The sequence below is a fragment of the Stenotrophomonas sp. VV52 genome (assembly GCF_002893095.1).
Taxonomy (GTDB): Bacteria; Pseudomonadota; Gammaproteobacteria; order Xanthomonadales; family Xanthomonadaceae; genus Stenotrophomonas; species Stenotrophomonas aracearum.
Genome location: NZ_PKQQ01000001.1, coordinates 728,116 through 751,072, shown reverse-complemented (window position 1 = coordinate 751,072; position 22,957 = coordinate 728,116). Strand labels below are relative to the sequence as shown.

Genomic DNA, 22,957 nt, shown 5'->3' with positions numbered 1-22,957 from the left:
CGATGGCGATCACGAAACCGAAAGTAGATGCTGTCATCGTCGGCATGGGCTGGACCGGGGCGATCCTGGCCAAGGAACTCACTGACGCCGGCCTGCACGTGGTGGCGCTGGAGCGCGGCGGCGACCGCGATACCCAGCCCGATTTCGCCTACCCGAAGGTGGTCGACGAGCTCGAAGGCTCGGTGCACCGCCGTTACCTGCAGAGCCTCAACCAGGAAACCGTGACGGTAAGGCATTCCATCGCTGACACCGCCGTGCCGTACCGGCAGATGGGCTCGTTCAAGCCCGGCACTGGCGTGGGCGGCGCGGGAAGCCACTGGAGCGGCGCGCATTTCCGTCCGCTGCCGGAAGACCTGGTGCTGCGTTCCAACGTGGAACAGCGTTATGGCAAGGCCTTCATCCCCGACGACATGACCATCCAGGATTTCCCGGTCACCTATGCCGAACTTGAACCGCACCTGGACATGTTCGAGCGTGTCTGCGGCACCTCCGGCAAAGCCGGTGTCATCCAGGGCGCCGTGCAGCCGGGCGGCAATCCGTTTGAAGGGTCGCGCTCGCGCGAGTATCCGTTGGGGCCCAACCCGAACTACCTGGGCGGCGAGCTGTTCTACAAGGCCGCCAAGGAAATGGGCTGGCACCCCTACCCTATTCCGGCCTCGAATGCGTCCGGTCCCTATGTGAATCCCTACGGCTGCCAGCTCGGCCCGTGCAACGCCTGCGGCTTCTGCAGCGACTACGGCTGCCTGAACTACTCCAAGGCCAGCCCGAATGCCTGCATCCTGCCGGTCCTGCGCCAGCGCCCGAAGTTCGAACTGCGCACGCATTCGCAGGTGCTGCGGGTCAACCTGGACAGCAGCAAGACCAAGGCTACCGGCGTGACCTACCTGGACGCGCAGGGCCGCGAGGTGGAACAGCCGGCCGACATGGTCCTCCTGTGCGCGTTCCAGCTCTACAACGTGCACCTGATGCTGGTCTCCGGCATCGGCGAGGCCTACGACCCGGTCACCAACACCGGCACCATCGGCCGCAATTATTCGTACTAGAACCTCAACCGCGTAGTGCTGTTCTTCGACAAGGACGTGCAGGCCAACGGCTTCATCGGCATCGGCGGCGCCGGCACCACCATGGACGACCTCAACGGCAACCAGCTGGACAACGCCAAGGCTGGCTTCGTCGGCGGTGGTCTGGTCTGGGCGCGCCAGCCTGGCGCTGGCCCGGTGCGGGGCATCAATGTGCCCTCCGGCACACCGAACTGGGGCGCCGCCTGGAAGAAGGCGGCGGCGGACAACTTCCGCCACAACTTCTATTACGAAGTCCAGGGCGCCTGCATGTCCTACCGCCAGCACTACCTGAGCCTGGATCCGAACTACAAGGATTCCTTCGGGCGGCCGCTGCTGCGCATGACCTTCGACTGGCACCCGAACGAGATCAAGGCCTCGCAGTTCTTCGTCGACCAAGCCATGCAGATGAGCCGTACGCTCAACCCGCTGTCGATGAGCGGCGATGCGAAGAAGAACGGCGAGCACTACAACATCACCAAGTACCAGAGCACGCATACCTGTGGTGGCGCGATCATGGGGGCGGACCCGAAGACGTCCGCGCTCAACCGCTACCTGCAGAGCTGGGATGTTCCGAATGTATTCGTGATCGGCGCCAACGCCTTCCCGCAGAACAACGGCTACAACCCCACCGGGCTGGTTGGCGGGCTGGCGTACTGGGCGGCCACCGCCATCCGCGAAAAGTACCTGCCCGACCCGGGCCCGATGGTCCAAGCCTGAGGAGGCGCACATGAAGAAGCTCCTGCTCTGGATCGTGGTGATCGGCCTGGTGGTACCGCTCGCCGCGTTGGCCTATGCCTTCATTCCAACCAAGACCCGCGTCCTGGCCGAAGGGCCGGCTGCCGATGCGGCCCTGATCGAGCGCGGGCGGTATCTGGCCGATGCCGGCGACTGCACCGCCTGCCACACCCGGCCGGGCGGCAAGCCGTTCGCCGGCGGCCTGCCGGTGGCCTCGCCGCTGGGCAACATCTACAGCACCAACATCACCCCGGACAAGGAAACCGGCATCGGCGCGTACTCGCTGGACGACTTCGACCGCGCGCTCCGCCACGGTATCGCGGCTGATGGTCGCACGCTGTATCCGGCCATGCCCTATCCCTCCTATGCCCGGGTCAGCGACGACGACGTGCGCGCCCTGCACGCTTACTTCCTGCACGGGGATATCGCGCCGGTGCATGAAGCCAACCGTGCAACAGACATCACCTGGCCGCTGTCGATGCGCTGGCCGCTGGCGATATGGCGCAAGACCTTCGCACCCGACGCCGATGCGGTGGCGTTCGATCCCAACCGCTACAGCGACCCCCAGCTCGCGCGTGGCGCCTATCTGGTCCAGGGCCTGGGCCACTGCGGCAGTTGCCACACGCCACGCGGCTTCACGCTGCAGGAGAAGGCACTGGATGAAAGCGGCGCCGCCTATCTCTCCGGCGGCCAGGTGATCGACGGCTGGAACGCGGTGAACCTGCGCGGCAACGACGCCGACGGGCTGGGGCGCTGGTCCACCCAGGACATCGTCGACACCCTGCGCACCGCCCGCAACGCGCACAGCGCCGTGGTGGGAACGCCGATGGCCGACGTGGTCACCCACAGCACCCAGAAGCTCACCGACGAAGACCTGCAGGCGATTGCCGTGTACCTGAAGCAGCTGCCCGCCAGCGGCCATGACCCGTCCCGATACACCGCGAGCGACGCCACCGCGCGCAAGCTGCAGGCCGGCGTCAACGACAGCCGCGGCGCGGAACTGTTCGTGGACAACTGCGCGGCCTGCCACCGTACCGATGCCAAGGGCTACACGAATGTGTTCCCGTCCATCGCCGGCAACCCGACCGTGCTGGCCGACGACCCGACCTCGGTGATCCGCCTCCTTCTGGCCGGCAGCTCGTTGCCCTCCACCATCCAGCGCCCGTCCAACCTGGGCATGCCCGGCTTCGCCGAACGCTTGTCGGACAAGGAGATCGCCCAGCTGGCGACCTTCATCCGCCAGGACTTCGGCAACCAGGCAGGGGCGGTCACCCCGGACCAGGCGGCCAAGGTGCGCAGGCACCTGCAGGACGAGGCCCGGGCGGCCAAGGATGCGCACGACCCGACCACGGCCCGGGACGGCGAAGACGCCGGCTGACGGGGTGGTTCAGGCCCCGCCTGCATGAATGCCCCGGATCAGGGAGAATAGCGGCCCGCTGTACGCCCGCCTGCCGCTCTCTCCCGGATCCAACGTGAACGCTATCGCTTCTTCCCCCGCCGACGCCCTGCCCCAGGACGAGTCGCCCCTTGATGACCGCATCCGTGCTGCGATGGAGCTTCTCGCCGCCATCGACGTCGACCGCACCCTGCTGGATGTGTTGCCGGTAGACGAGCGCCAGCGCTTCCACCAGGTGGTGGCCCAGGTGTACCACCCGGAACCGAAGGAACGCCGCGCCAAGCTCAAGCAGCAGGCCAAGGTGCGCCTGCGCGAAGAGAGCATCCGCAAGGAGGAAGCCAAGCTGGACAACACCGGCATCCGCACCCTGCGCCGCAAGCCGGTGTTCACCACCCCGAACTACTTCCCGCCGCACGCCGCCGGCCTGCACGACCCGCACAACGGTGAGAACGCGGCGGATGCACCGGAAGAAGTTCACGCGTCCGAAGCGCGCCACTGCTATGTGTGCAAGCAGAAGTACACCCAGCTGCACCACTTCTACGACCAGATGTGCGTCAGCTGTGGCGACGTGAACTTCATCAAGCGCACCGAAACCGCCGACCTGCGCGGCCGTGTTGCGCTGCTGACCGGCGGCCGGGTCAAGATCGGCTACCAGGCCGGCCTGAAGCTGCTGCGTGCCGGTGCCGAGCTGATCGTCACCACCCGTTTCCCGCGCGATTCGGCCGCCCGCTATGCGGAAGAGCCGGACTTCGCCGAATGGGGCCACCGCCTGCAGGTATACGGCCTCGACCTGCGCCACACGCCCAGCGTGGAAGCGTTCTGCACGGAGCTGCTGGCCACCCGCACGCGCCTGGACTTCATCATCAACAACGCCTGCCAGACCGTGCGCCGCCCGCCGCAGTTCTACGCGCACATGATGGCCGGTGAAACCGTAGCGACCCAGGACCTGCCGGAAACCATCCGCAAGCTGGTCGGCCAGTACGAAGGCCTGCGCAGCTCGGAAATGCTGGCGCTGGGCGCGGAAGCGTCCGCACTCGCAGTAAAGGACGCCGCCCTGCTGGGCGCCGATGGCCTGACCCGCGCCGCCGAGCTTTCGCAGGTACCGTTGCTGGCCGACGAACTGCTGGGCCAGCAGCATCTGTTCCCGGAAGGGCAGCTGGACAAGGACCTGCAGCAGGTCGACCTGCGCGGTCGCAATTCGTGGCGCCTGCAGCTGGACGAAGTGTCGTCGGTGGAGCTGCTGGAAACCCAGCTGGTCAACGCCGTTGCACCCTTCATCATCAATGCGCGCCTGAAGCCACTGATGCTGCGCTCGCCCGAGCACGACAAGCACATCGTCAACGTGTCGGCGATGGAGGGGCAGTTCTACCGCAACTTCAAGACCACCCGGCACCCGCACACCAACATGGCCAAGGCCGCGCTGAACATGATGACGCGCACCTCCGCCGCCGATTACCACGGCGACGGCATCCACATGAATAGCGTGGACACCGGCTGGGTGACCGACGAAGACGTGGCGGAAATCGCCAAGCGCAAGGTGGAGGAAGAGCGCTTCCACCCGCCGCTGGATATCGTGGACGGCGCGGCGCGCATCGTCGATCCGATCATCCATGGCTTCAATACCGGCGAGCACGCGTGGGGACAGTTCCTGAAGGATTACGTGCCTACCGACTGGTAATGCCGCGCGTGTGGTCGGGCCATGCCCGGCCACACGGCCCGTGGCAACCTGTCGCAATGTGTCAAATGCGAATGGTTCGTGATACGATTGTTAACGTTTTCATAAACACCGTACACGGACGTCCCAGCCATCGCCAGCGGACCCTTTAACCCAGGAGTTTGCTCTCGATGCACGTTTCATCCCCCACGCTTGCCCATTCCCTGGCCGCACTCACTGCCGCCATCGCCCTTGCCCTGTCCTCGCAGGCCCACGCCAACGGCGAAGCCGCTGCCGACACCAGGGACCTCGACACCGTCGTGGTCACCGCCACCGGCGCCCAGCAGTGGATCCGCGACGCGCCCGCCAGCATCAGCGTCATCACCCGCCAGGAAATCGAGCGCAAGCCGGTCAGCAGCATCGGCCAGCTGCTCAGCACCGTACCCGGCGTGACCGGTGGCTATGCGCTCTCCGGCGCGCAATCGAAGATCCGCCTGCGCGGCCTGCCCGAGCAGTACACCCTGATCCTCATTGATGGTCGCCGCCAGGGCAATTCGGCCGGCGTGAACTACCGCGACGACCTGGGCCCGCAGGACCTCAACTGGCTGTCGCCGGACATGATCGAGCGCATCGAAGTGGTGCGCGGCCCGATGTCGTCGCTGTACGGCTCCGACGCCATGGGCGGGGTGATCAACATCATCACCCGCAAGATCGGCACCGAATGGGGTGGCTCGGTTACCTACAACTACAGCAAGCCCGATGCGAAGACGCGCGGCAACACCACCCAGATGGGCGGATTGTTCAGTGGCCCGCTGACTGAAAACCTGGGGCTGCGCGTGGGCGCCAACGTCACCGACCGCGAATCCGACCGTGGCCGCAGCCAGACCCCGGGCAACAAGGCGGAGAACGCCAACGCCCTGCTCAACTGGGCGATCAACGGCGACCACACCCTCGGCTTTGAAGCCTCGCACGGCGTGCAGCGCAACAGTGGCGCCGGCAATGTAAACGCATGGGGCCTGTCCAAGCTGGTGCACACCGGTTACGTGGTGACCCACGACGGCCGTTACGGCGACACCAGCACCTCCAAGACCACGCTGACCCAGAACGATTACGAGGACAAGGGCAGCGCGGTGGGCAACCACTCCAAGGAAACCGTGTTCGACACGGCCTTCGCCACCGGTTTCCACTGGGGCTTCGAGCACAGCTTGAACGTGGGCGGCCAGTGGAAGCGCGAAGAGCTGCAGAACACTGACACCATCGGCACCGTACCGGTGACCTGGAGCGGCACCGGTCGGATCAGCCCGACCAATGAGGCCGACTCCTGGGCGTTGTTCGCCGAAGACCACATCACCCTCCATGAGCGCTTCACCCTGACCCTGGGCCTGCGCTGGGACAACACCGAGAACTACGACGACAACCTGAGTCCGCGCATCTACGGGGTGTGGCACCCGTCCGACGCCTGGACGGTGCGGGGTGGCGTGTCGCAGGGCTTCCGCGCCCCCAACCTCAAGCAGGGCAGCGCCGGTGCGGCCACCCAGTCCGGCGGCAACGGCTGCCGCAGCCTGACCGTGGAAGGCTGGACCAACCGTTCCGTCAGCGCCGACGGCACCACCGGCTGCTACATGGCCGGCAACCCGAACCTGGAACCGGAAACCAGCACCAACTACGAGCTGGGCGTTGGTTTCGACCGTAGCGGCTGGTCGGCCTCGGCCACCTACTTCCTGACCGACTTCGACGACAAGATCGAACAGGTGCCGCTGCGTGACATCGCCGGGTTCGACTCCAGCTTCGTCAACGGCTTCTGGTGGACGGTGGCGCAGAACATCCAGAAGGCGCGCACGCGTGGCGTGGAAGCCAGCGTCACGATTCCGCTGCATGAGCGTTTGAGCTGGACCACCAATGCCACCCGCATGCTGGAATCGAAGAACCGCACCACCGGCGCAAACCTGCTGGTGGTGCCGAAGCTGACTGCCAATACCTCGCTGGATTGGCAGGTCACCGACGCGTGGTCGTTGAACCTGAGCGCGCAGCACGTGGGCGAGCAGCTGGTCTCCAGCACCAGCCCGACCTTCGCCAAGGCGTACACCACCTGGGACCTGGTGACCGGGTTTGATGTCAACGAGCACCTGACGTTGCGTGCAGGCGTGCTGAATGCAGGCGATGTTTCCACCATCGACGACGGCAACAGCTACGACACCGGCTCGCGTACGTTCTTTGTCGGTGCAACCGCGCGGTTCTAACGCTCGCGTTGATGGGAACCCGGGGTACCCGTAGAGCCGGGCTCTGCCCGGCTCCTCGCGATGTTCGGGTATCCCTGGAGCCGGGCAGAGCCCGGCTCTACGCCCGCGCGCATCACAACTTCATGTTCAACCCGAAATACACGCCCCGCCCCGCCGCCGGCGAAAACATCGGCTGCGGCTGCTCCCAGAAGAAACTGTCATACCACGCATACGCATACTCGCGATCCATCACATTCTTCACCTGCACATCCACGCTCCAGCGCGGGCTGATGTCATAGCGCGCACTCAGATCCAGCACCGCAAAGCCACCGTACTTCCCAGCCACATTGCGCTCCTCCAGGTAGTAATCCCCCTGCGCCCTGCCCTGCAGCCCCAACTGCAGCGCCTCGGTCGCCTGGAAATCGACTCCGATATTGCTGATGTAACGCGGCGTGGCCGCCACCTCCCGCCCTTCCAGCGACAGACTCGCATCGCGGTTATCCCGCTCGATCTTCGCTTCCTGGTATGCATGCGACGCCCACACCGTCCAGCGCTCGCCCAAGCTGGCACTGATCTGCGCGTCAACGCCACGGCGCCGGGTCTTGCCCAGGGTCACGGTAGTGCCGGTAGCCGGCATGTTGGACACCTCATTGGCCGCGTCCTGCTGCCACACCGCAACACGCGCCTGGCTGCCCGCGAACGGGCTGAATTTCATGCCCAGCTCCATGCCGGTGTTGGTGGAAGCGCCCATCGGCCCCTGCCCGGGGGTCAGGTACGCCGGCGGCGTCGAGCCAGTCAGCACCTGGAAGGTGCGACCCCAGTTGGCGTACACATTGGCCGTATCGGTGAAGGCATACACCACACTGAGCTTTGGCTGCCCGATGGTGCCGTAGCGCTGCAACGGCCCGGTCACGCCACCCTGCAACCGCGTATTGCCATCAAACCGGTCCACCCGGTACGCCGGCACGATCTTCAGCGCTTCGATGGGCTGGTAGATCGCCTGCGCGTATGCGCCCCAGTTGTCGAACGTGTGGCGGTCGTTGTTCTGCACCCGCGCTGGCGGCGCCGAGAAGTCGGTGGGCTCTGCGTAGCTGAAACGCTCGCGGATATAGCCGTTGTCCTGATGCTCGTAGTTGAGCCCTCCTTCCAGCGTAAGGGTTTCGGCGGGCTGCCAGGTCAACGTGGTCAGCATGCCGGTCTGCTTTTCATCCCATACCCGTCGCTGGCGCGGCGCGTTGCCGGTCGGCAGGTCGCTGAAGGTGACCTTGCGGTCGTCTTCGTACCGGTTGTAATAGAGCTTGCTGCCCAGGAACAGGTTGTCCGCCAGCTTCAGGTCCAGGTGCACGCCGATCTGGCGCATGTCGCGCTCGTCGACATCATTGGCGTTGCGCAGCTGCGAGCCACGGCGGTCCGTACGCAGTTCTTCGGCCGTCATGAAACCCGGCTCGTCTGCTTCCTGATGGTAGGTGCGGGCGGTCAGCCCGACCCGCACGCCATCGTCCAGGCTGCCATGAAACCACTTGCCGCCCAGCGCGTACTTTCGTGAGGTGTCGTGGTCGCGGTAGCCGTCGGAGGCCTGGGTGCCGAAGAAATAGTTCTGCGCGACGCCGTTGCCCTCACGGCCGACCGCCAGCTGTGCGTCGCGGGTGTTGTAGCTGCCGTAGCTGAGCCGGCCGTCGGTGTAGTTGCCGCCCTGGCGGGTACCGAAGTTCACGTTGCCGCCGATGTTGTGCAGGCCATAGCGCGGATCGTTGGTCCCGCGCACCACTTCGATGTAGCTGATCTCCAGCGGGAACAGCATGTCGATGAAACGCTGGTTGCCGCTGTTGACGTTGCTGGGCACGCCGTCGATCAGGGTCTTGATCGCATTGAGGTAACCCTCGCCATTGAAAGCGCGGAAGCTGACCTTGCCCGACTCGGCGCCCTGGCGGAATTCGGTCAGCTGGATCCCGGGCATCTGGCCCAGCAGTTCCCAGCTCTGCGAGACATTCTTGTCCTCGATCTGGTCGGCGCCCAGCACGTCGACCGAGGTCAGCACCTGGTGGGCAGTGAGCTGGCCTTCGGTGTGCTGGTGTACGTCGACCTTGCCCAGCGTGAGCGCGGAGTCGGACGACTGGGCGCGGGTTTCGGGCGCGAACAGGATGGCGGCAGTGGCGGCCACCAAGGCATGGATCTTCATCAAGGACTGTCGTTATGAATAGGCAGTGGATGTAACACTATAACATCACGCTGGGTCCCTCATGCCACACAATGGAACCACGACCCCCCTTCTCTCCCCGCCAGTTTCACCGGACCCTGCCCGGGAGAAACCTAGGATGGGACGGTCGCAGCGGAGGGCTGCGCCGTAACAGGCTGTGGAGGCGTGGAGTGACCGAACGCGAGCGTCAAGCTGCAGTGGAGTACCTGCGGATTCTGGATTCCGACCCGGAGCCATTCTTCGACGCCCTGACCCGTGCAGCCCACGCCATGACCGGGATGCCGATCGCGATGATTTCGCTGATCGACGGCAACCGCCAGTGGTTCAAGTCGCTGGTGGGCATCGATGCCGCGTCGGAAACCGCCCGCGACATCTCCTTCTGCACCTGGGCGATCCAGTCCGACATGGTGCTGGAGGTGCAGGACGCCAGCGAGGATCCCCGGTTTGCCGACAACCCCATCGTGCAGGGGCCGCCCTTCGTGCGTCATTACCTGGGCGCACCGATCCGGGTACAGGGCGGCAACCGGATCGGCACCCTGTGCCTGCTCGACACCGCGCCGGGCCAGGCCAGCGGCGGCCAGCGTGAAGCCCTCGCATGGCTGGCACAGGTCGCCGCCTTCGCCATGGAGCAGCGCGCCAGCCTGCTGAACCGGATGGCCGAGCAACGGCAGGCCAGCGAGGCACTGTCACAAAGCGAGGCGCGCTACCGCCGGCTGTTCCAGCACAGCCTGGGCCTGATCTGCACGCATACGCTGGACGGCATCATCACCTCGGTCAACCCGGCCGCCTCCGCCTCGCTGGACCGCCCGGAAGCGGAGCTGGTGGGGCATTCGCTCGCGGAGATCATTCCCGAAGAACGGCAGCACCTGCTGCAGGACTACCTGCAGCGCATCGCCGAGAACCAGAGCGACTCAGGCGTGATGGAACTGCTGGCGGAAGATGGCTCACGCCGCTACTGGGCGTACCACAACATCCTCGACACCGAGGCCAGTCCGCAGTACGTGCTTGGCCACGCCCAAGACATCACCACACAGCACCTGCAGGAGCGCCAACTGCTGGACATGGCCATCCGCGACCCGCTCACCCGCTCCTTCAATCGCCGCTACCTCGCCGAACTTGCCGAGAACCAGCCCGAAGCCTGGGGCTGCCTGGTGTTCGACCTGGACCACTTCAAGGAAATCAACGACACCCAGGGCCACGCGCATGGCGATGCGGTGCTGGTCGACTTCGTGTCGTTCCTGTCCGAACCGCTGCAGGAAGGCGAAGTGGTGGTCCGACTTGGCGGCGACGAATTCCTGGTGTTCGTACCGGGCGCCACCTTGGAACGCCTGCAGGCACTGGAGGCCGAGTACCAAGACCGCGCCTACCTCTCCCCGATCCGCTTCTCCGGCGGCTGCGCCATCAATCGCCCTTCGGAGACGGTGGCCGACACCATCAATCGCGCCGACATGAAGCTCTACGAGCGTCGGCGGCGTGAGCGCCCCGAGCGGGACGCATGATGGCGCACGACAGCGCCTTAACCTCCGTTCCCTATCCTGACAACGCGCTACGGGCATGACGCCCGGCGTTTCAATCGCCTTTCTGGATACCACGGACAGGCGCTACCGAACACTGCAAAGGAGTCGCAATGAAGAAGCGTTACGCTGCCCTTCTCACCGCATGCCTGCTGGGCACCAGCTCCCTGGCCTTCGCCGAAGTCGCCAACCTGACCAACAGCGCCGAAGGTGCGAATCGCGACGCGGGCCTGGCTGCGGTCAAGAAGAAACTCCAGGACGCCTGCACCGACCGCAAGGGAGTGCCCGACGCGGACTCCTTCGAAGTGGTGTTCGAAAAGACCAGCGACAACCCCAATGTACCCAAGCCGTACTACGTAGACGGCAAGATGAAGTGCGACCTACCGTAAGGACCCCCTGCCGGAAACGCCCATCCCCGCGCCACCCCTCGCTGCTATAGTCCATCCATCGTGACGGGCACCCCGCCCGTCCTTGGATCGCAGGGAGCGGGTCATGGGTCTCATTCAAGCAGTCAAGGGTGCAGTGGGCGGCGTGCTGGCCGACCAGTGGAAGGACTTCTACACCGTCCCGGCTGGGCTGCCGGCTACTGCGGCGCTGTTCGCGGCGGTCCCGCAGGGCACCAACGCCGGGCGCGGGTCCAACACCAGCGGCTCGTCCAACATCATCACCAATGGCTCGAAGATCGTGGTGCCGGAAGGCTACGGCCTGCTGCTGTTCCAGGACGGCGCGATCACCGGCTTCGTGGCCGAGCCGGGTGGGTATGAATGGCGCTCGGATGACCTGAATTCGCAGTCGATCTTCGCCGGCGACGGTATCGTCACCCCGCTGATCAAGCAGAGCTGGGAGCGCTTCAAGTTCGGCGGCCAGCCGGGCGGCCAGCAGCAGGCGTTCTTCGTCTCTCTGAAGGAACTGCCAGACAACCGCTTCGGCACCCAGTCCGAAATCTACTGGGACGACGGCTTCCTCAACACCCAGGTGGGCGCGGTCACGCGCGGCTCGTACACGCTCAAGATCGTCGACCCGATCCTGTTCGTGAAGAACTTCGTGCCCGCCAGTTACCTGCAGCCGGGCAAGGTGTTCGACTTCACCGACATGGACAACGCCGCGGCTACCCAGCTCTTCAACGAAGTGGTGGGCTCGCTGGCCCCGGCGTTCAGTCTGTATACGAACGATCCCGGCAAGGGCAATCGCATCACCAAGCTGCAGCAGGATTCGCTCGGCTTCGCGCAGAGCCTCTCCGCCGCGGTGGAACAGGGTTACCAGTGGAAGTCCGACCGCGGCCTGGCCATCGTCAAGACCGCCATTGTTTCCATCGAGTACGACGCCAACACCCGCGAGCTGCTCAAGACCGTGCAGCGCGCCGACGCGCTGTCCGGCGGGCGTGGTAACTCCAACCTGCAGGCCAGCGTTGCGCAGGGCATCCAGTCCGCCGGTGAGAACGGCGGCGCGGCCGGCATCATGGGCGTGGGCATGGCCTCGGGCATGATGGGTGGCATTGGCTCGCTGCAGCAGCCGGTGGCGCCAGCCGCACCCGCCGCGCCGGCCGCCGACGACCCGGTGGCCAAGCTGACCAAGGCCAAGGAAATGCTCGACCTCGGTCTGATCACCCAAGCCGATTACGACGCACTCAAGGCCAAGGCGCTGGGTCTCTAAGGCGGACAGAACCGAACCATGTCCGACCCCAGAACCCCGCCCCCGTTGCCCGGGGCTCCACCGCCGTTGCCGGAGGCCGTTACCGGCCCCGGCTCGCCGCGTGACGTACCGCCGCTGCCGGGCACCTTTCCGCTGGACCCGGCCACCCTGCCCGACCCGATCCGCGCCGAGATCGAGGCGCCGGACCCGGTCGCCCTCGACACCCGTGCCGAAGAGCTCAAGGACGGCCTGAACCGCTGCCCGAAGTGCGGCTCGACCGACGTGCGGCTCAAGCTCGGCACCGACGTGCTGATCTGCCAGTTCTGCCGTCACGAATGGCACGGCGCCTCGGTTGAACAGGAATATGGTCTGGGCGAAGGCTTGGACCAGCTGCGTGGCACGATCATCGCTTCGGGCGCACGCGACATCGAAGCCGGCACGGCCAGCCTGATGAGCTTCAAGTGCACCGGCTGCGGTGCGGAAGTGACCATCAATACCGAAACCACCATGACCGCACGCTGCCACTGGTGCCGCCACGTGTTCGGGGTCAACGAGCAGGTGTCCAACGGCGCCGTGCCCGACGCGGTGCTGCCGTTCCGGATCACCAAGGACGATGCGGTTGCGCGCATCCGCCAGTTCGTGGACAAGCGCCGCCTGTTCGCGCTGAAAGCGTTCAAGGACCAGTTCACGCCGGAAAACGTGGTCGGCGTGTACATGCCGTACATGATCGTGGACAGCAACGTCAGCGCCAGCGTGACCGGCAAGGGCGAGATCCAGACCCGCCAGTACACGCGGGGCGAGGGCGACAAGAAGAAGACCTACTACGACGCGGACGTGTACCAGGTGGAGCGGTCGGTGGACTTCACCGTGGACGACCTGCCCATGGAATCCTCGGCCGAGCGTGGCAACCTGGACATCAAGGCCAACACCAACAACATCATCAACACGATCCTGCCGTTCGACACCAAGAACGCGCTGAAGTGGAACGCCTCATACCTGCTGGGCTTCAGCTCGGAAAAGCGCAACCTGGACGTGGAGAAGATGAAACCACGGCTGGAAGACCAGCTGCTATCCATCGCCCGCTCGCAGGTGGAAGGCTCGGTACGCCGCTATGACCGCGGCGTGCGCTGGGAAACCGAGCAGGTCGATGTGCACGGTTCGCGCTGGGTCTCCATGTACCTGCCGGTGTGGCTGTACTCGTACCACCAGCCTGGCCGCAACGGCGGCATGCTGCATTACATCGCGGTCAACGGGCGTACCGGTGAAACCATGGGCAGCGTGCCGGTGCAGCAGTGGAAGCTGCTGCTGGCCGCGCTTACCACCGGTACGATCGTTGAAGCCATCACCCTTTGGATCCTGGTAGCAGGCTCATGAGCGACGATAGTGGACTCTGGTTGCTGTTGGCTGGCCCTGCCAGCGCAACGGCATTGTATTGGGGCTTGTACCGTTATTACCGCAATATCGACAAGTCGCACGCGTTCGAGCGCGAGACCACGGTGGAAGCCAAGCCGGTGACCGGTTCGGACCGGATGGTGGATACCAACAACGGCACGCAGGGGACGCGGATCCGCGGGGACAACGTGCGCGAGTATCGCAAGCGGGTGGTGCGCGGCGGGGGCGGATGAACGTGCCCGCCTTCGCACCCCGTGCATCACCCGTGCACCCTGACTAGACAACCCATGGCACACCGTAGGGGAAATCGCCCCAGCCGGAACTGCCATGAGCGAGCCAGTCGCATCACCCCTTGCTGCCCCTCCCGAGCGCCCAGCCCCCGGTCCGCGCGTGCTGTACCCGCTCAGCCTCATCGTGAATGGCGAGCAGCACACGCTCCAGGTGGAGTCCACGGTCAGCCTGCTTGACCTGCTGCGTGAACGGCTTCATCTGATCGGCACCAAGAAAGGCTGCGACCACGGCCAGTGCGGCGCCTGCACGGTGCTGGTGGATGGCCGACGGATCAACAGCTGTCTGACCTTGGCGGTGATGCAGGACGGCACCGAAATCCAGACCATCGAAGGGTTTGCCGACGGCGATGCACTGCACCCGCTGCAGGAGGCCTTCATCGCCTGCGATGCGCTTCAGTGCGGCTACTGCACCCCCGGTCAGATCTGCTCGGCACAGGGCCTGATCAACGAAGGCAAGGCGTGCACTCGCGACCAGGTGCGCGAACTGATGAGTGGCAACATCTGCCGCTGCGGAGCCTACCCGCAGATCACCGAAGCGGTGATGTCGGTCGCCGGGATCGAACCAACACAGGACGCTGCAACACCGCAGCACTGGGTCCCCGGGACGGTGCCGGCATGATCCCGGCCGCCTACCATCGCCCCGAATCCATCCCGCAGGCCCTGCAGGTCCTGGCTGCCGGCGAATCTGCCCGCAACGCCAGGTTCATCGCCGGCGGCACCAACCTTCTCGACCTGATGAAGCTGCAGGTGACGACGCCGGCCGCACTGGTCGATATCAACCGGTTGCCGCTCGACGCCATCGAACAGCGCGACGATGGCGGCCTGCGCCTGGGCGCAACCGCGCGCAACGCAGACACCGCCTGGCACCCGCTGGTCGAACGCGACTACCCGCTGCTGTCCGCGGCGATGCTGGCGGCTGCCTCGCCGCAGATCCGCAACATGGCCAGCAACGGTGGCAACCTGCTGCAGCGGACCCGTTGCACCTATTTCTACGACCGTGCCACGCCGTGCAACAAGCGCGAGCCGGGCAGCGGCTGCTCGGCCATTGGCGGCCTCACCCGCCACCACGCCATCCTGGGCGCCAGTGAGCACTGCATCGCCACCCACCCTTCCGACATGTGCGTGGCCCTGGCGGCGCTCGACGCCACCGTGCACGTGGCCAGCGTGCGCGGTGAGCGCAGCATTCCGTTCCTCGATTTCCACCGGCTGCCGGGCGACATCCCGCACATCGACAGCACGCTGGAAGCCGACGAACTGATCCTGCGCATCGAACTGCCGCCTGCCACGCAGTACGCCGCGCACCGCGCCTACCTGAAGATCCGCGAGCGCCTGTCCTATGCCTTTGCGCTGGTGTCCGTGGCGGCAGCACTGGATCTTGACGAAGACGGCAGCATCCGTAGCGCGCGGCTGGCGTTGGGCGGGGTCGCACACAAACCGTGGCGGAGCCTGGAAGCGGAATCGCTGTTGGCCGGCGCGAAGCCGTCCCCGGCCACCTTCGCGCTCGCGGCTGATCGCCTGTTGAAAGGCGCGGTCTCGCAGGGTCAGAACGCATTCAAGATTCCACTGGCGCACCGCGCCATCGTGCGCGCGCTCGAAACCGCAGCGAAGGGCACAGTGATCAATCAGGAAGATGCCGCATGAACCTGCCACTGCAGCCTCCCGTCGCCATACCCGGCACTGGCCATGTACCCACTGGCACCGGTACCCCGCGCATCGACGGCCGCGCCAAGGTCACCGGGCAGGCACGCTATGCGGCCGAATGGCCCGCGACGGACCTTGTCTACGGCGTCGCCGTCAACAGCACCATCGCCAAGGGTCGCATCCTCGGCTTCAGTCTCCAGGAAGCCGAGGCCGTGCCCGGGGTGCTGAAGATCATCACCCATCTCAACCGCCCGCACATGCGTGGCAACGGCCTGTTCTACAAGGACATGACCGCCCCCGCCGGCAAACCCTTCCGTGCGTTGTACGACGACGTAGTGCGCTACAGCGGCCAGCCGGTTGCGCTGGTGCTGGCCGAGACGTTCGAGGCCGCGCGGGAAGCGGCCGGGCGCGTCGAAACGCATTACGAGGTGGAAGAACACGATACCAACCTGCTCGCCGCCATGGGCCGGGCGCGCGAGCCGCGCAAGATGAAGGCCGGCTTTTCCGCACCACCGAAGGACAAGGGCGACCCGACCGCAGCCTTCGCCAACGCACCCCACCAGGTGGTGGCCGACTTCTACCACGGCGTGGAACACCACAACCCGATGGAGCTGTTCGCCAGCACGGTGATCCGCGACGCCGACGGCCACCTCACCATCTACGACAAGACCCAGGGCTCGCAGAACAGCCGCTGGTACGTGTCGCAGGTGTTTGGCCTGCCAAAGAAGAAGGTCACCGTGCGCAACCCCTATGTCGGCGGCGCATTCGGTTCCGGGCTGCGCCCGCAGTACCAGTTGCCGCTGGCGGTGATGGGCAGCCTGGCGCTGGAGCGCTCGGTACGCGTGGTGCTGACCCGGCAGCAGATGTTCACCTTTGGACACCGCCCTGAAACCGTGCAGCGGGTGAAGCTGGCGGCCGACGCGGACGGCACGCTGCGCTCCATTTCGCACGACGCGGTGGCCGAGACGTCACGGTTCGAAGATTACGTGGAAGTAGTGGTCAACTGGAGCGGGCAGCTGTACGCCTGCGACAACGTGCACCTGGGCTACAAGCTGGTGGACCTGGACCAGTACACCCCCATCGACATGCGGGCCCCGGGCGCTGCCCACGGCATGCATGCGCTGGAAGTGGCGATGGACGAGCTGGCGGCGGACATCGACATGGACCCGCTGGCGCTCCGGTTGAAGAACTACGCCGAGGTCAACCCCGCTGACGGAAAGCCGTTCTCCACCAAGGCACTGCGAGACTGCTACCGGTTGGGTGCCGAGCGCTTCGGCTGGAGCGAACGCGCACCGCTGCCGCGCGCTCGACGCGAAGGCCACGAATGGGTCGGCTGGGGCATGGCCACCGGGCAATGGGATGCTATGCAGATGTTCGCGCGCGCCCATGCCCGGTTGCACGCCGACGGTCGGCTGGTGGTGAGCAGCGCCGCCAGCGATATCGGCACCGGTACCTACACGGTGATGAGCATGATTGCGGCGGAGGCACTGGGCCTGCCGCTGGAGCAGGTGAGCTTCCAGATGGGCGACTCGACCCTGCCGGTGGCGCCCATCGAAGGCGGCTCCTCGCATGTCACCACGGTAGGCTCTGCGGTCCAGGGCGCCTGCGAAAAGCTGCAGAAACAGCTTCTGGCACTCGCCCGCAAGCAGGGCCGCGTGGCCTTCGCCCGCGCCCGGGTGCACGATCTGGTGTTCGCGCGCGGCAGCATGGCCCTGCGCGACGATCCTGGGAGTGCGGTGCCGCTGACGGCCCTGCTTGCCGACGGCCAGCTGGATGGCATCGAGGCGAAGTACCTGCTGCTGCCGGACATCCTGGAGCAGCGTAAATTCGTGCGTGCTACCCACAGCGCGGTCTTCGTGGAAGTGCGGGTCGACGAAGAGCTGGGCACGGTTCGGGTGATGCGCGTGGTCAGCGCGGTCGCCGCCGGGCGCATCCTGAATCCGACCACCGCGCGCAGCCAGATCGTCGGCGGCGTGATCTGGGGCATCGGCGAGGCACTGCATGAACACACCGAGGCGGACCATCGCTTCGGCCGGTTCATGAACCATGACCTGGCCCAGTATCACGTTTCCGTGAATGCGGACATCCACGACATCGAGGTGCTGTTCGCCGATGAGGACGACCGGGTAGTGAGCAGCCTGGGCGCGAAGGGTGTGGGCGAGATCGGTCTGGTCGGTGTGTCGGCAGCGGTCAGCAACGCCATCTACCACGCCACGGGAAAGCGCATCCGCAGCACGCCGATCACCCCGGACAAGGTCATGCGCTGAGCGGCGTTTCACCGTATGCCTACCCGGGCTCCCCGATGATGGGGGCATCGGTGCGCTTGGGGCGTGGCCGTGTCCACCCCCGTGAGCCAGGCTGCAGCAGCCAACGAGGAGCCAATCGATGAGCACCCCTCCGCACCTTTCCCTGTCGCGCCGCGACGTACTGAAACTCGGCGCCGGCTCGGCCACCACCATGGTGCTGCCGGCCGCGGTAGCCGAGGCGCAGGGGAATACCCCGGGTGCGCGCGCCCCGGTCACCGCCGAGGTCGCTTTCGAGGTGAACGGCCGTCCCCGTACCCTGCAACTGGACACGCGCGTGACCCTGCTCGACGCCCTGCGCGAGCACCTGCACCTGGCCGGCACCAAGAAGGGCTGCGACCACGGCCAGTGCGGTGCCTGCACGGTGCTGGTCGACGGGCGCCGGATCAATGCCTGCCTGACCCTGGCGGTGATGCACCAGGGCGCGAAGATCACCACCATCGAAGGGCTGGGCAGCCCGGACAACCTGCACGCCATGCAGGCCGCGTTCGTGAAGCACGACGGCTACCAGTGCGGCTACTGCACGCCTGGCCAGATCTGTTCGGCCGTTGCGGTGCTCCAGGAAGTGCGCGACAACATTCCCAGCCACGTGACCGGCGATCTGGAGGCGCGCACCGCGCTGTCCACCGACGAGATCCGGGAGCGCATGAGCGGCAACCTCTGCCGCTGCGGTGCCTACTCCAACATCGTCGAAGCCATTGAAGACGTCGGAGGCAACCGCGCATGAGAGCCTTCAGCTACGAACGCGCCACCTCGCCTGCGGAAGCCGCTGCTGCGGCCGCGCGCACCCAGGGCGCACGCTTCATCGCCGGCGGCACCAACCTGCTCGACCTGATGAAGCTGGAGATCGAAACCCCGGCCCACCTGATCGACGTCAACGGGCTGCAGCTGGATACGATCGAAGCCACCGAAGACGGCGGCCTGCGCGTGGGCGCGCTGGTGCGCAACACCGACCTGGCCGCCGACACGCGCATCCGCAGCGACTATGCGCTGCTGACCCGCGCATTGGTGGCGGGTGCTTCCGGCCAGCTGCGCAACAAGGCGACCACTGCCGGCAACCTCCTGCAGCGCACCCGCTGCCCCTACTTCTACGACACCGCGCAGCCCTGCAACAAGCGCCTGCCCGGCAGCGGTTGCGGGGCGATTGGCGGCATCAGCCGGCAGTTGGCCGTGGTCGGTACCAGCCCCGCCTGCATTGCCACCCACCCGAGCGACATGGCGGTGGCGATGATGGCGCTGGATGCGGTGGTGGAAACCATCCGCCCGGATGGTTCCAGCCGGCGCATTCCGTTGAACGACCTGTATCGCCCGCCGGGCACTACCCCGCAGCTGGAAACCGTGCTCGAGAAGGGCGAGCTGATCGCGGCGGCCGTGCTGCCTGCCCCGCTCGGCGGCACCCATATCTACCGCAAGGTGCGCGACCGCGCGTCGTATGCGTTTGCGCTGGTATCGGTGGCTGCGGTGGTCCAGCGCGACGGCACTGGCCGCGTGGCGCTTGGTGGCGTGGCCTACAAACCGTGGCGCACGCCGGAGGCGGATGCGCTGCTTCCACGGGGCGCAAGCGCAGTGATGGCCAAGCTGCTGGAAGGCGCGACGCCCTCGTCACAGAACGCCTTCAAGGTGCAGCTGGCCGAACGCACGCTCGCCGCCGTGCTGCTGGAAGCGAAGGGGTAAGCCATGAAATTCGACACACCCGCCGGCAAGAATCCCATCGACCAGCTCAAGGTGGTCGGCAAGCCGTTGAACCGCATCGACGGCCCGCTGAAGACCACCGGGCACGCGCCGTATGCGTATGAACGGCACGATGCCATCGCCAACCCTGCCTACGGCTACGTGGTGACTGCCGGCATCGCCAAGGGTCGGGTCAGCGGCATGGAGCTGGACGCGGCGCGCCGCTCGCCGGGCGTGCTGGCCATCGTCACCGCCGATAACGCCGGTCCGCTGCAGAAGTCGGAACGCAACGCCGCCGCGCTGCTGGGCGGTCCGGAGATTTCCCACTATCACCAGGCCCTGGCGCTGGTGGTGGCCGAAACGTTTGAGCAGGCGCGCGCAGCCGCCGGGCTGGTCAAGGTGCGCTACGCAACGGAGAAAGGCGCTTACGACCTCGCTGCGGCGAAGAAGGCCGGCACCAACTTCCAGAAGACCGATCCGGACGCACGCGTGGGCGACTTCGAACGAGCCTATGGCAATGCACCGGTCACGCTGGATGCGACCTACCATACGCCCGACCAGTCGCATGCCATGATGGAACCACACGCCACGCTCGCCGCGTGGGAGGGCGACACGCTGACCGTGTGGACCTCCAACCAGATGATCGACTGGGGCAAGGGCGACCTGGCCAAGACGCTGGGCATGCCCAAGGACAACGTGCGGCTGATCTCGCCGTACATCGGTGGCGGCTTCGGCGGCAAGCTGTTCGTGCGTTCGGACGTGCTGCTGGCGGCACTGGGCGCACGTGCGGCGAAACGACCGGTCAAGGTGGCGCTCTCGCGCCCGCAGATCGCCAACAACACGACGCATCGCCCGGCCACGCTGCAGCGCATCCGCTTGGGCGCCACCGCCGAAGGCACCCTCACCGCCATCGGTCACGAATCGTGGTCGGGCAACCTCCCCGGCGGCTCGCCCGAAGAAGCCGTGCAGCAGACCAAACTGCTGTATGCCGGTGCCAACCGCCTGGCAGGCCTGCGCCTGGCGAACCTGGACCTGCCGGAAGGCAATGCGATGCGCGCTCCCGGTGAGACACCGGGACTGATGGCGCTGGAAATCGCGATGGATGAAATGGCGGAGAAGCTCAAGCTCGACCCGATCGAGTTCCGCATCCGCAACGACACCCAGGTCGACCCGGCCAACCCGGAGCGCCCGTTCTCGCAGCGCCAGCTGGTGCAGTGCCTGCGTGATGGTGCACAGCGTTTTGGCTGGGACAAGCGCAATGCCCAACCGGGCCAGCAGCGCGATGGCCGTTGGCTGGTCGGCATGGGCGTGGCCGCAGGCTTCCGCAACAACCTGGTGATGAAATCCGGTGCGCGCGTGCGACTGGATGCCACTGGCCAGGTCACGGTGGAAACCGACATGACCGACATCGGCACCGGCAGCTACACCATCATCGGGCAGACCGCCGCCGAAATGCTGGGTGTGCCGATCGAGAAGGTCACGGTGAAGCTGGGCGATTCCAGCTTCCCGGCCTCGGCGGGTTCCGGGGGGCAATGGGGTGCGAACAGTTCGACCGCAGGCGTGTTCGCGGCCTGCACCAAGCTGCGCGACGCCGTTGCCGCCAAGCTCGGCCTTGACCCTGCCACGGCGACCTTCGCCGACGGCAAGGTCAGCGACGGCGGCAAGACCGTGGCACTGGGCAAGGCCGCCGCCGACGGCGAACTGGTTACCGAAGACAGCATCGAGTTTGCCGAGCTGGAAGAGAAGTTCCAGCAGTCCACCTTCGCCGCGCACTTCGTGGAAGTGGGCGTGGACGTGGCCACCGGCGAAAGCCGCATCCGCCGCATGCTCGCCGTCTGCGCGGCCGGTCGCATCCTCAATCCCAAGACCGCGCGCAGCCAGGTGATCGGCGCGATGACCATGGGCGTGGGCGCGGCGTTGTCCGAAGAGCTGGCGGTGGACACGCGGTTGGGCTTCTTCGTCAACCACGACCTGGCCGGCTATGAAGTGCCGGTACAGGCGGATATTCCGCACCAGGAGGTGGTGTTCCTGGACGAAACCGATCCGGTGTCTTCGCCGATGAAGGCCAAGGGCGTGGGCGAGCTCGGCCTGTGCGGGGTCAGCGCAGCGGTGGCCAACTCCATCTACAACGCCACCGGCACCCGCGTGCGCGAGTACCCGATCACGCTGGACAAGCTGCTGCGCGGGCTGCCAGAGCTCGGATGAGCGCCGGCCTGGTCACTGCGCCGCTGGACGCGGACGACGGCAATCCCGGCCGGGTCCTGCAGGCCACGCTGGACGCGCTGCGTGCCGGTCGGCGCGCGGCCTTGGCGGTGGTGCTGGAAACGGAAGGCTCCACCTACACCCGGGCGGGAACCGTGGTGCTGTTCACTGACGAAGGCCACGTGGGTTGGCTGAGTGGAGGCTGCCTGGAACCGGAGATCGAGCGCCGCGCGATGCAGGCCGTCGACCAGGGTGCGCTGGACTGGATGGAGATCGACACCCGCGACGATGATGCGTTGTTCTCGGCCAACGCGGTGGGGTGCCGGGGACTGCAGCGGATCGTGTTGATTCCCCTTGCCGCCCTGGAGGGCGTCGGCGGCGTATTGGCGTGCTGGCTGCGCGGTAGCGGAACGCTGACGTTGCAGCTGGAGGCTGAAGGCCGGCTTGGCTGGCGGTGCGAGGACAGCGAAGTTGCGGGTTCGCTGCACAGCCTCCCCCTCGAGTGGGGCGGCGCCCGTGCGCAGTGGCAGATTCAGTGGCGTGCCGCACCGAGCGTAGTGATGCTGGGTGCAGGGCCAGAGGCCACCCCCTTGCTGCCGCTGCTGCGCGGATTGGGGTGGCGGGTACAGGCGGTTGAACCACGTGAGCGTTGGCGCGAGCGTTTGTCGGGCGGTTGCTCGTTGGGTGCGTCTGCGTTCGCCGGCCAACGGCCGGCGCTACCGGGGCATGAGGTCGGCGCCACGGCAGTTCTGTGGCATGCGCCGTTGCCCGATGCGGTGTTGGTGATGCATCACAATTTCGAGCTGGACCGCGAGGCGCTGGAGCAACTGGCCGACCTGCCCATCCCCTTCATCGGGCTGCTGGGGCCACGCCGCCGTCGCGACGATCTGTTCAAGGTGCTGCCCCCGCAGGCCTGTGCGTCCCTCTCCCCCCGGCTGCGCTCGCCGGTGGGACTTGCACTGGGTGGTCGGGGTCCCGAGGCGATCGCATTGAGCATTGCCGCGCAGTTGCAGGCGTGGCGCCATGCGGCGACAGGCCTGTCATGACGGG

At 66.3% G+C, this 22,957-nt stretch carries 18 protein-coding genes; 17 read left to right on the top strand and 1 reads right to left on the bottom strand.

The window, feature by feature from the left end; translation table 11 throughout:
• The first annotated feature begins 2 nt into the window (after positions 1–2).
• From C2U58_RS20210 to C2U58_RS05785, 5 genes are all read left to right on the top strand, one after another.
• On the top strand, positions 3–1,043 hold the full coding sequence (locus C2U58_RS20210; RefSeq protein WP_253256649.1) for a GMC family oxidoreductase: 1,041 nt from the start codon (positions 3–5) through the stop codon (positions 1,041–1,043).
• Positions 1,044–1,058: 15 nt separating this feature from the next.
• Positions 1,059–1,778 (top strand): GMC oxidoreductase, encoded by a 720-nt coding sequence (locus C2U58_RS20205; protein ID WP_253256648.1) that lies wholly within the window; start codon positions 1,059–1,061, stop codon positions 1,776–1,778.
• A 10-nt stretch (positions 1,779–1,788) separates the two neighbouring features.
• Positions 1,789–3,174: a c-type cytochrome gene (locus C2U58_RS05795; RefSeq protein WP_102944942.1), complete on the top strand. Its 1,386-nt coding sequence runs from the start codon at positions 1,789–1,791 to the stop codon at positions 3,172–3,174.
• A gap of 172 nt (positions 3,175–3,346) precedes the next feature.
• Entirely contained in the window at positions 3,347–4,870 is a 1,524-nt protein-coding gene (locus C2U58_RS05790) for an SDR family oxidoreductase (RefSeq protein ID WP_253256674.1), read from the top strand.
• 167 nt (positions 4,871–5,037) lie between these two features.
• Positions 5,038–7,086, top strand: coding sequence for a TonB-dependent receptor (locus C2U58_RS05785; RefSeq protein WP_102944940.1), 2,049 nt, complete (start codon positions 5,038–5,040; stop codon positions 7,084–7,086).
• Positions 7,087–7,198: 112 nt separating this feature from the next.
• Here C2U58_RS05785 and C2U58_RS05780 read toward each other — a convergent pair whose 3' ends face one another.
• Positions 7,199–9,244 carry a TonB-dependent receptor gene (locus C2U58_RS05780; RefSeq protein ID WP_102944939.1) on the bottom strand — a complete coding sequence of 682 codons (2,046 nt, stop codon included), beginning with the start codon at positions 9,242–9,244 and terminating at the stop codon, positions 7,199–7,201.
• Positions 9,245–9,432: 188 nt separating this feature from the next.
• On the opposite strand from C2U58_RS05780, the gene C2U58_RS05775 reads away from it, so the two are divergent.
• The 12 genes from C2U58_RS05775 (at position 9,433) to C2U58_RS05720 (ending at position 22,953) form a co-directional block, all read left to right on the top strand.
• Positions 9,433–10,761 carry a diguanylate cyclase gene (locus C2U58_RS05775; RefSeq protein ID WP_253256647.1) on the top strand — a complete coding sequence of 443 codons (1,329 nt, stop codon included), beginning with the start codon at positions 9,433–9,435 and terminating at the stop codon, positions 10,759–10,761.
• Between the two features lie 128 nt (positions 10,762–10,889).
• Entirely contained in the window at positions 10,890–11,165 is a 276-nt protein-coding gene (locus tag C2U58_RS05770) for a hypothetical protein (protein ID WP_102944937.1), read from the top strand.
• A 103-nt stretch (positions 11,166–11,268) separates the two neighbouring features.
• On the top strand, positions 11,269–12,429 hold the full coding sequence (locus C2U58_RS05765) for an SPFH domain-containing protein (RefSeq protein WP_102944936.1): 1,161 nt from the start codon (positions 11,269–11,271) through the stop codon (positions 12,427–12,429).
• 18 nt (positions 12,430–12,447) lie between these two features.
• Positions 12,448–13,782 (top strand): hypothetical protein, encoded by a 1,335-nt coding sequence (locus C2U58_RS05760; RefSeq protein WP_102944935.1) that lies wholly within the window; start codon positions 12,448–12,450, stop codon positions 13,780–13,782.
• Positions 13,779–14,033, top strand: a complete 255-nt coding sequence (locus C2U58_RS05755) for a hypothetical protein (RefSeq protein WP_102944934.1) — start codon at positions 13,779–13,781, stop codon at positions 14,031–14,033. Before C2U58_RS05760 ends, C2U58_RS05755 begins: the two co-directional genes overlap by 4 nt.
• Before the next feature lie 94 nt (positions 14,034–14,127).
• On the top strand, positions 14,128–14,709 hold the full coding sequence (locus tag C2U58_RS05750; RefSeq protein WP_102944933.1) for a 2Fe-2S iron-sulfur cluster-binding protein: 582 nt from the start codon (positions 14,128–14,130) through the stop codon (positions 14,707–14,709).
• Entirely contained in the window at positions 14,682–15,731 is a 1,050-nt protein-coding gene (locus C2U58_RS05745; RefSeq protein ID WP_172448089.1) for a xanthine dehydrogenase family protein subunit M, read from the top strand. Before C2U58_RS05750 ends, C2U58_RS05745 begins: the two co-directional genes overlap by 28 nt.
• Positions 15,728–17,998 carry a xanthine dehydrogenase family protein molybdopterin-binding subunit gene (locus tag C2U58_RS05740; RefSeq protein ID WP_102944931.1) on the top strand — a complete coding sequence of 757 codons (2,271 nt, stop codon included), beginning with the start codon at positions 15,728–15,730 and terminating at the stop codon, positions 17,996–17,998. Before C2U58_RS05745 ends, C2U58_RS05740 begins: the two co-directional genes overlap by 4 nt.
• Positions 17,999–18,116: 118 nt before the next feature.
• Complete coding sequence (paoA, locus tag C2U58_RS05735) at positions 18,117–18,761, top strand: aldehyde dehydrogenase iron-sulfur subunit PaoA (RefSeq protein WP_102944930.1); 645 nt, start codon at positions 18,117–18,119, stop codon at positions 18,759–18,761.
• Positions 18,758–19,708, top strand: coding sequence for a xanthine dehydrogenase family protein subunit M (locus C2U58_RS05730; protein ID WP_102944929.1), 951 nt, complete (start codon positions 18,758–18,760; stop codon positions 19,706–19,708). Before paoA ends, C2U58_RS05730 begins: the two co-directional genes overlap by 4 nt.
• Positions 19,709–19,711: 3 nt before the next feature.
• Positions 19,712–21,910 carry an aldehyde oxidoreductase molybdenum-binding subunit PaoC gene (gene paoC, locus C2U58_RS05725; RefSeq protein ID WP_102944928.1) on the top strand — a complete coding sequence of 733 codons (2,199 nt, stop codon included), beginning with the start codon at positions 19,712–19,714 and terminating at the stop codon, positions 21,908–21,910.
• A complete protein-coding gene (locus tag C2U58_RS05720) occupies positions 21,907–22,953 on the top strand; it encodes an XdhC/CoxI family protein (RefSeq protein WP_102944927.1) in 1,047 nt (348 codons plus the stop codon). The genes paoC and C2U58_RS05720 overlap by 4 nt, the downstream gene beginning before the upstream one ends.
• Positions 22,954–22,957 lie beyond the last annotated feature (4 nt).

Excerpts from the sequence above, each read along its gene's own strand:
- C2U58_RS20210 (WP_253256649.1), top strand. The coding sequence starts at position 3 with ATGGCGATCACGAAACCGAAAGTAGATGCTGTCATCGTCGGCATGGGC.
- C2U58_RS05795 (WP_102944942.1), top strand. The coding sequence starts at position 1,789 with ATGAAGAAGCTCCTGCTCTGGATCGTGGTGATCGGCCTGGTGGTACCG.
- C2U58_RS05790 (WP_253256674.1), top strand. The coding sequence starts at position 3,347 with ATGGAGCTTCTCGCCGCCATCGACGTCGACCGCACCCTGCTGGATGTG.
- C2U58_RS05785 (WP_102944940.1), top strand. The coding sequence starts at position 5,038 with ATGCACGTTTCATCCCCCACGCTTGCCCATTCCCTGGCCGCACTCACT.
- C2U58_RS05780 (WP_102944939.1), bottom strand. The coding sequence starts at position 9,244 with ATGAAGATCCATGCCTTGGTGGCCGCCACTGCCGCCATCCTGTTCGCG.
- C2U58_RS05770 (WP_102944937.1), top strand. The coding sequence starts at position 10,890 with ATGAAGAAGCGTTACGCTGCCCTTCTCACCGCATGCCTGCTGGGCACC.
- C2U58_RS05765 (WP_102944936.1), top strand. The coding sequence starts at position 11,269 with ATGGGTCTCATTCAAGCAGTCAAGGGTGCAGTGGGCGGCGTGCTGGCC.
- C2U58_RS05760 (WP_102944935.1), top strand. The coding sequence starts at position 12,448 with ATGTCCGACCCCAGAACCCCGCCCCCGTTGCCCGGGGCTCCACCGCCG.
- C2U58_RS05755 (WP_102944934.1), top strand. The coding sequence starts at position 13,779 with ATGAGCGACGATAGTGGACTCTGGTTGCTGTTGGCTGGCCCTGCCAGC.
- C2U58_RS05750 (WP_102944933.1), top strand. The coding sequence starts at position 14,128 with ATGAGCGAGCCAGTCGCATCACCCCTTGCTGCCCCTCCCGAGCGCCCA.
- C2U58_RS05740 (WP_102944931.1), top strand. The coding sequence starts at position 15,728 with ATGAACCTGCCACTGCAGCCTCCCGTCGCCATACCCGGCACTGGCCAT.
- paoA (WP_102944930.1), top strand. The coding sequence starts at position 18,117 with ATGAGCACCCCTCCGCACCTTTCCCTGTCGCGCCGCGACGTACTGAAA.
- C2U58_RS05730 (WP_102944929.1), top strand. The coding sequence starts at position 18,758 with ATGAGAGCCTTCAGCTACGAACGCGCCACCTCGCCTGCGGAAGCCGCT.
- paoC (WP_102944928.1), top strand. The coding sequence starts at position 19,712 with ATGAAATTCGACACACCCGCCGGCAAGAATCCCATCGACCAGCTCAAG.
- C2U58_RS05720 (WP_102944927.1), top strand. The coding sequence starts at position 21,907 with ATGAGCGCCGGCCTGGTCACTGCGCCGCTGGACGCGGACGACGGCAAT.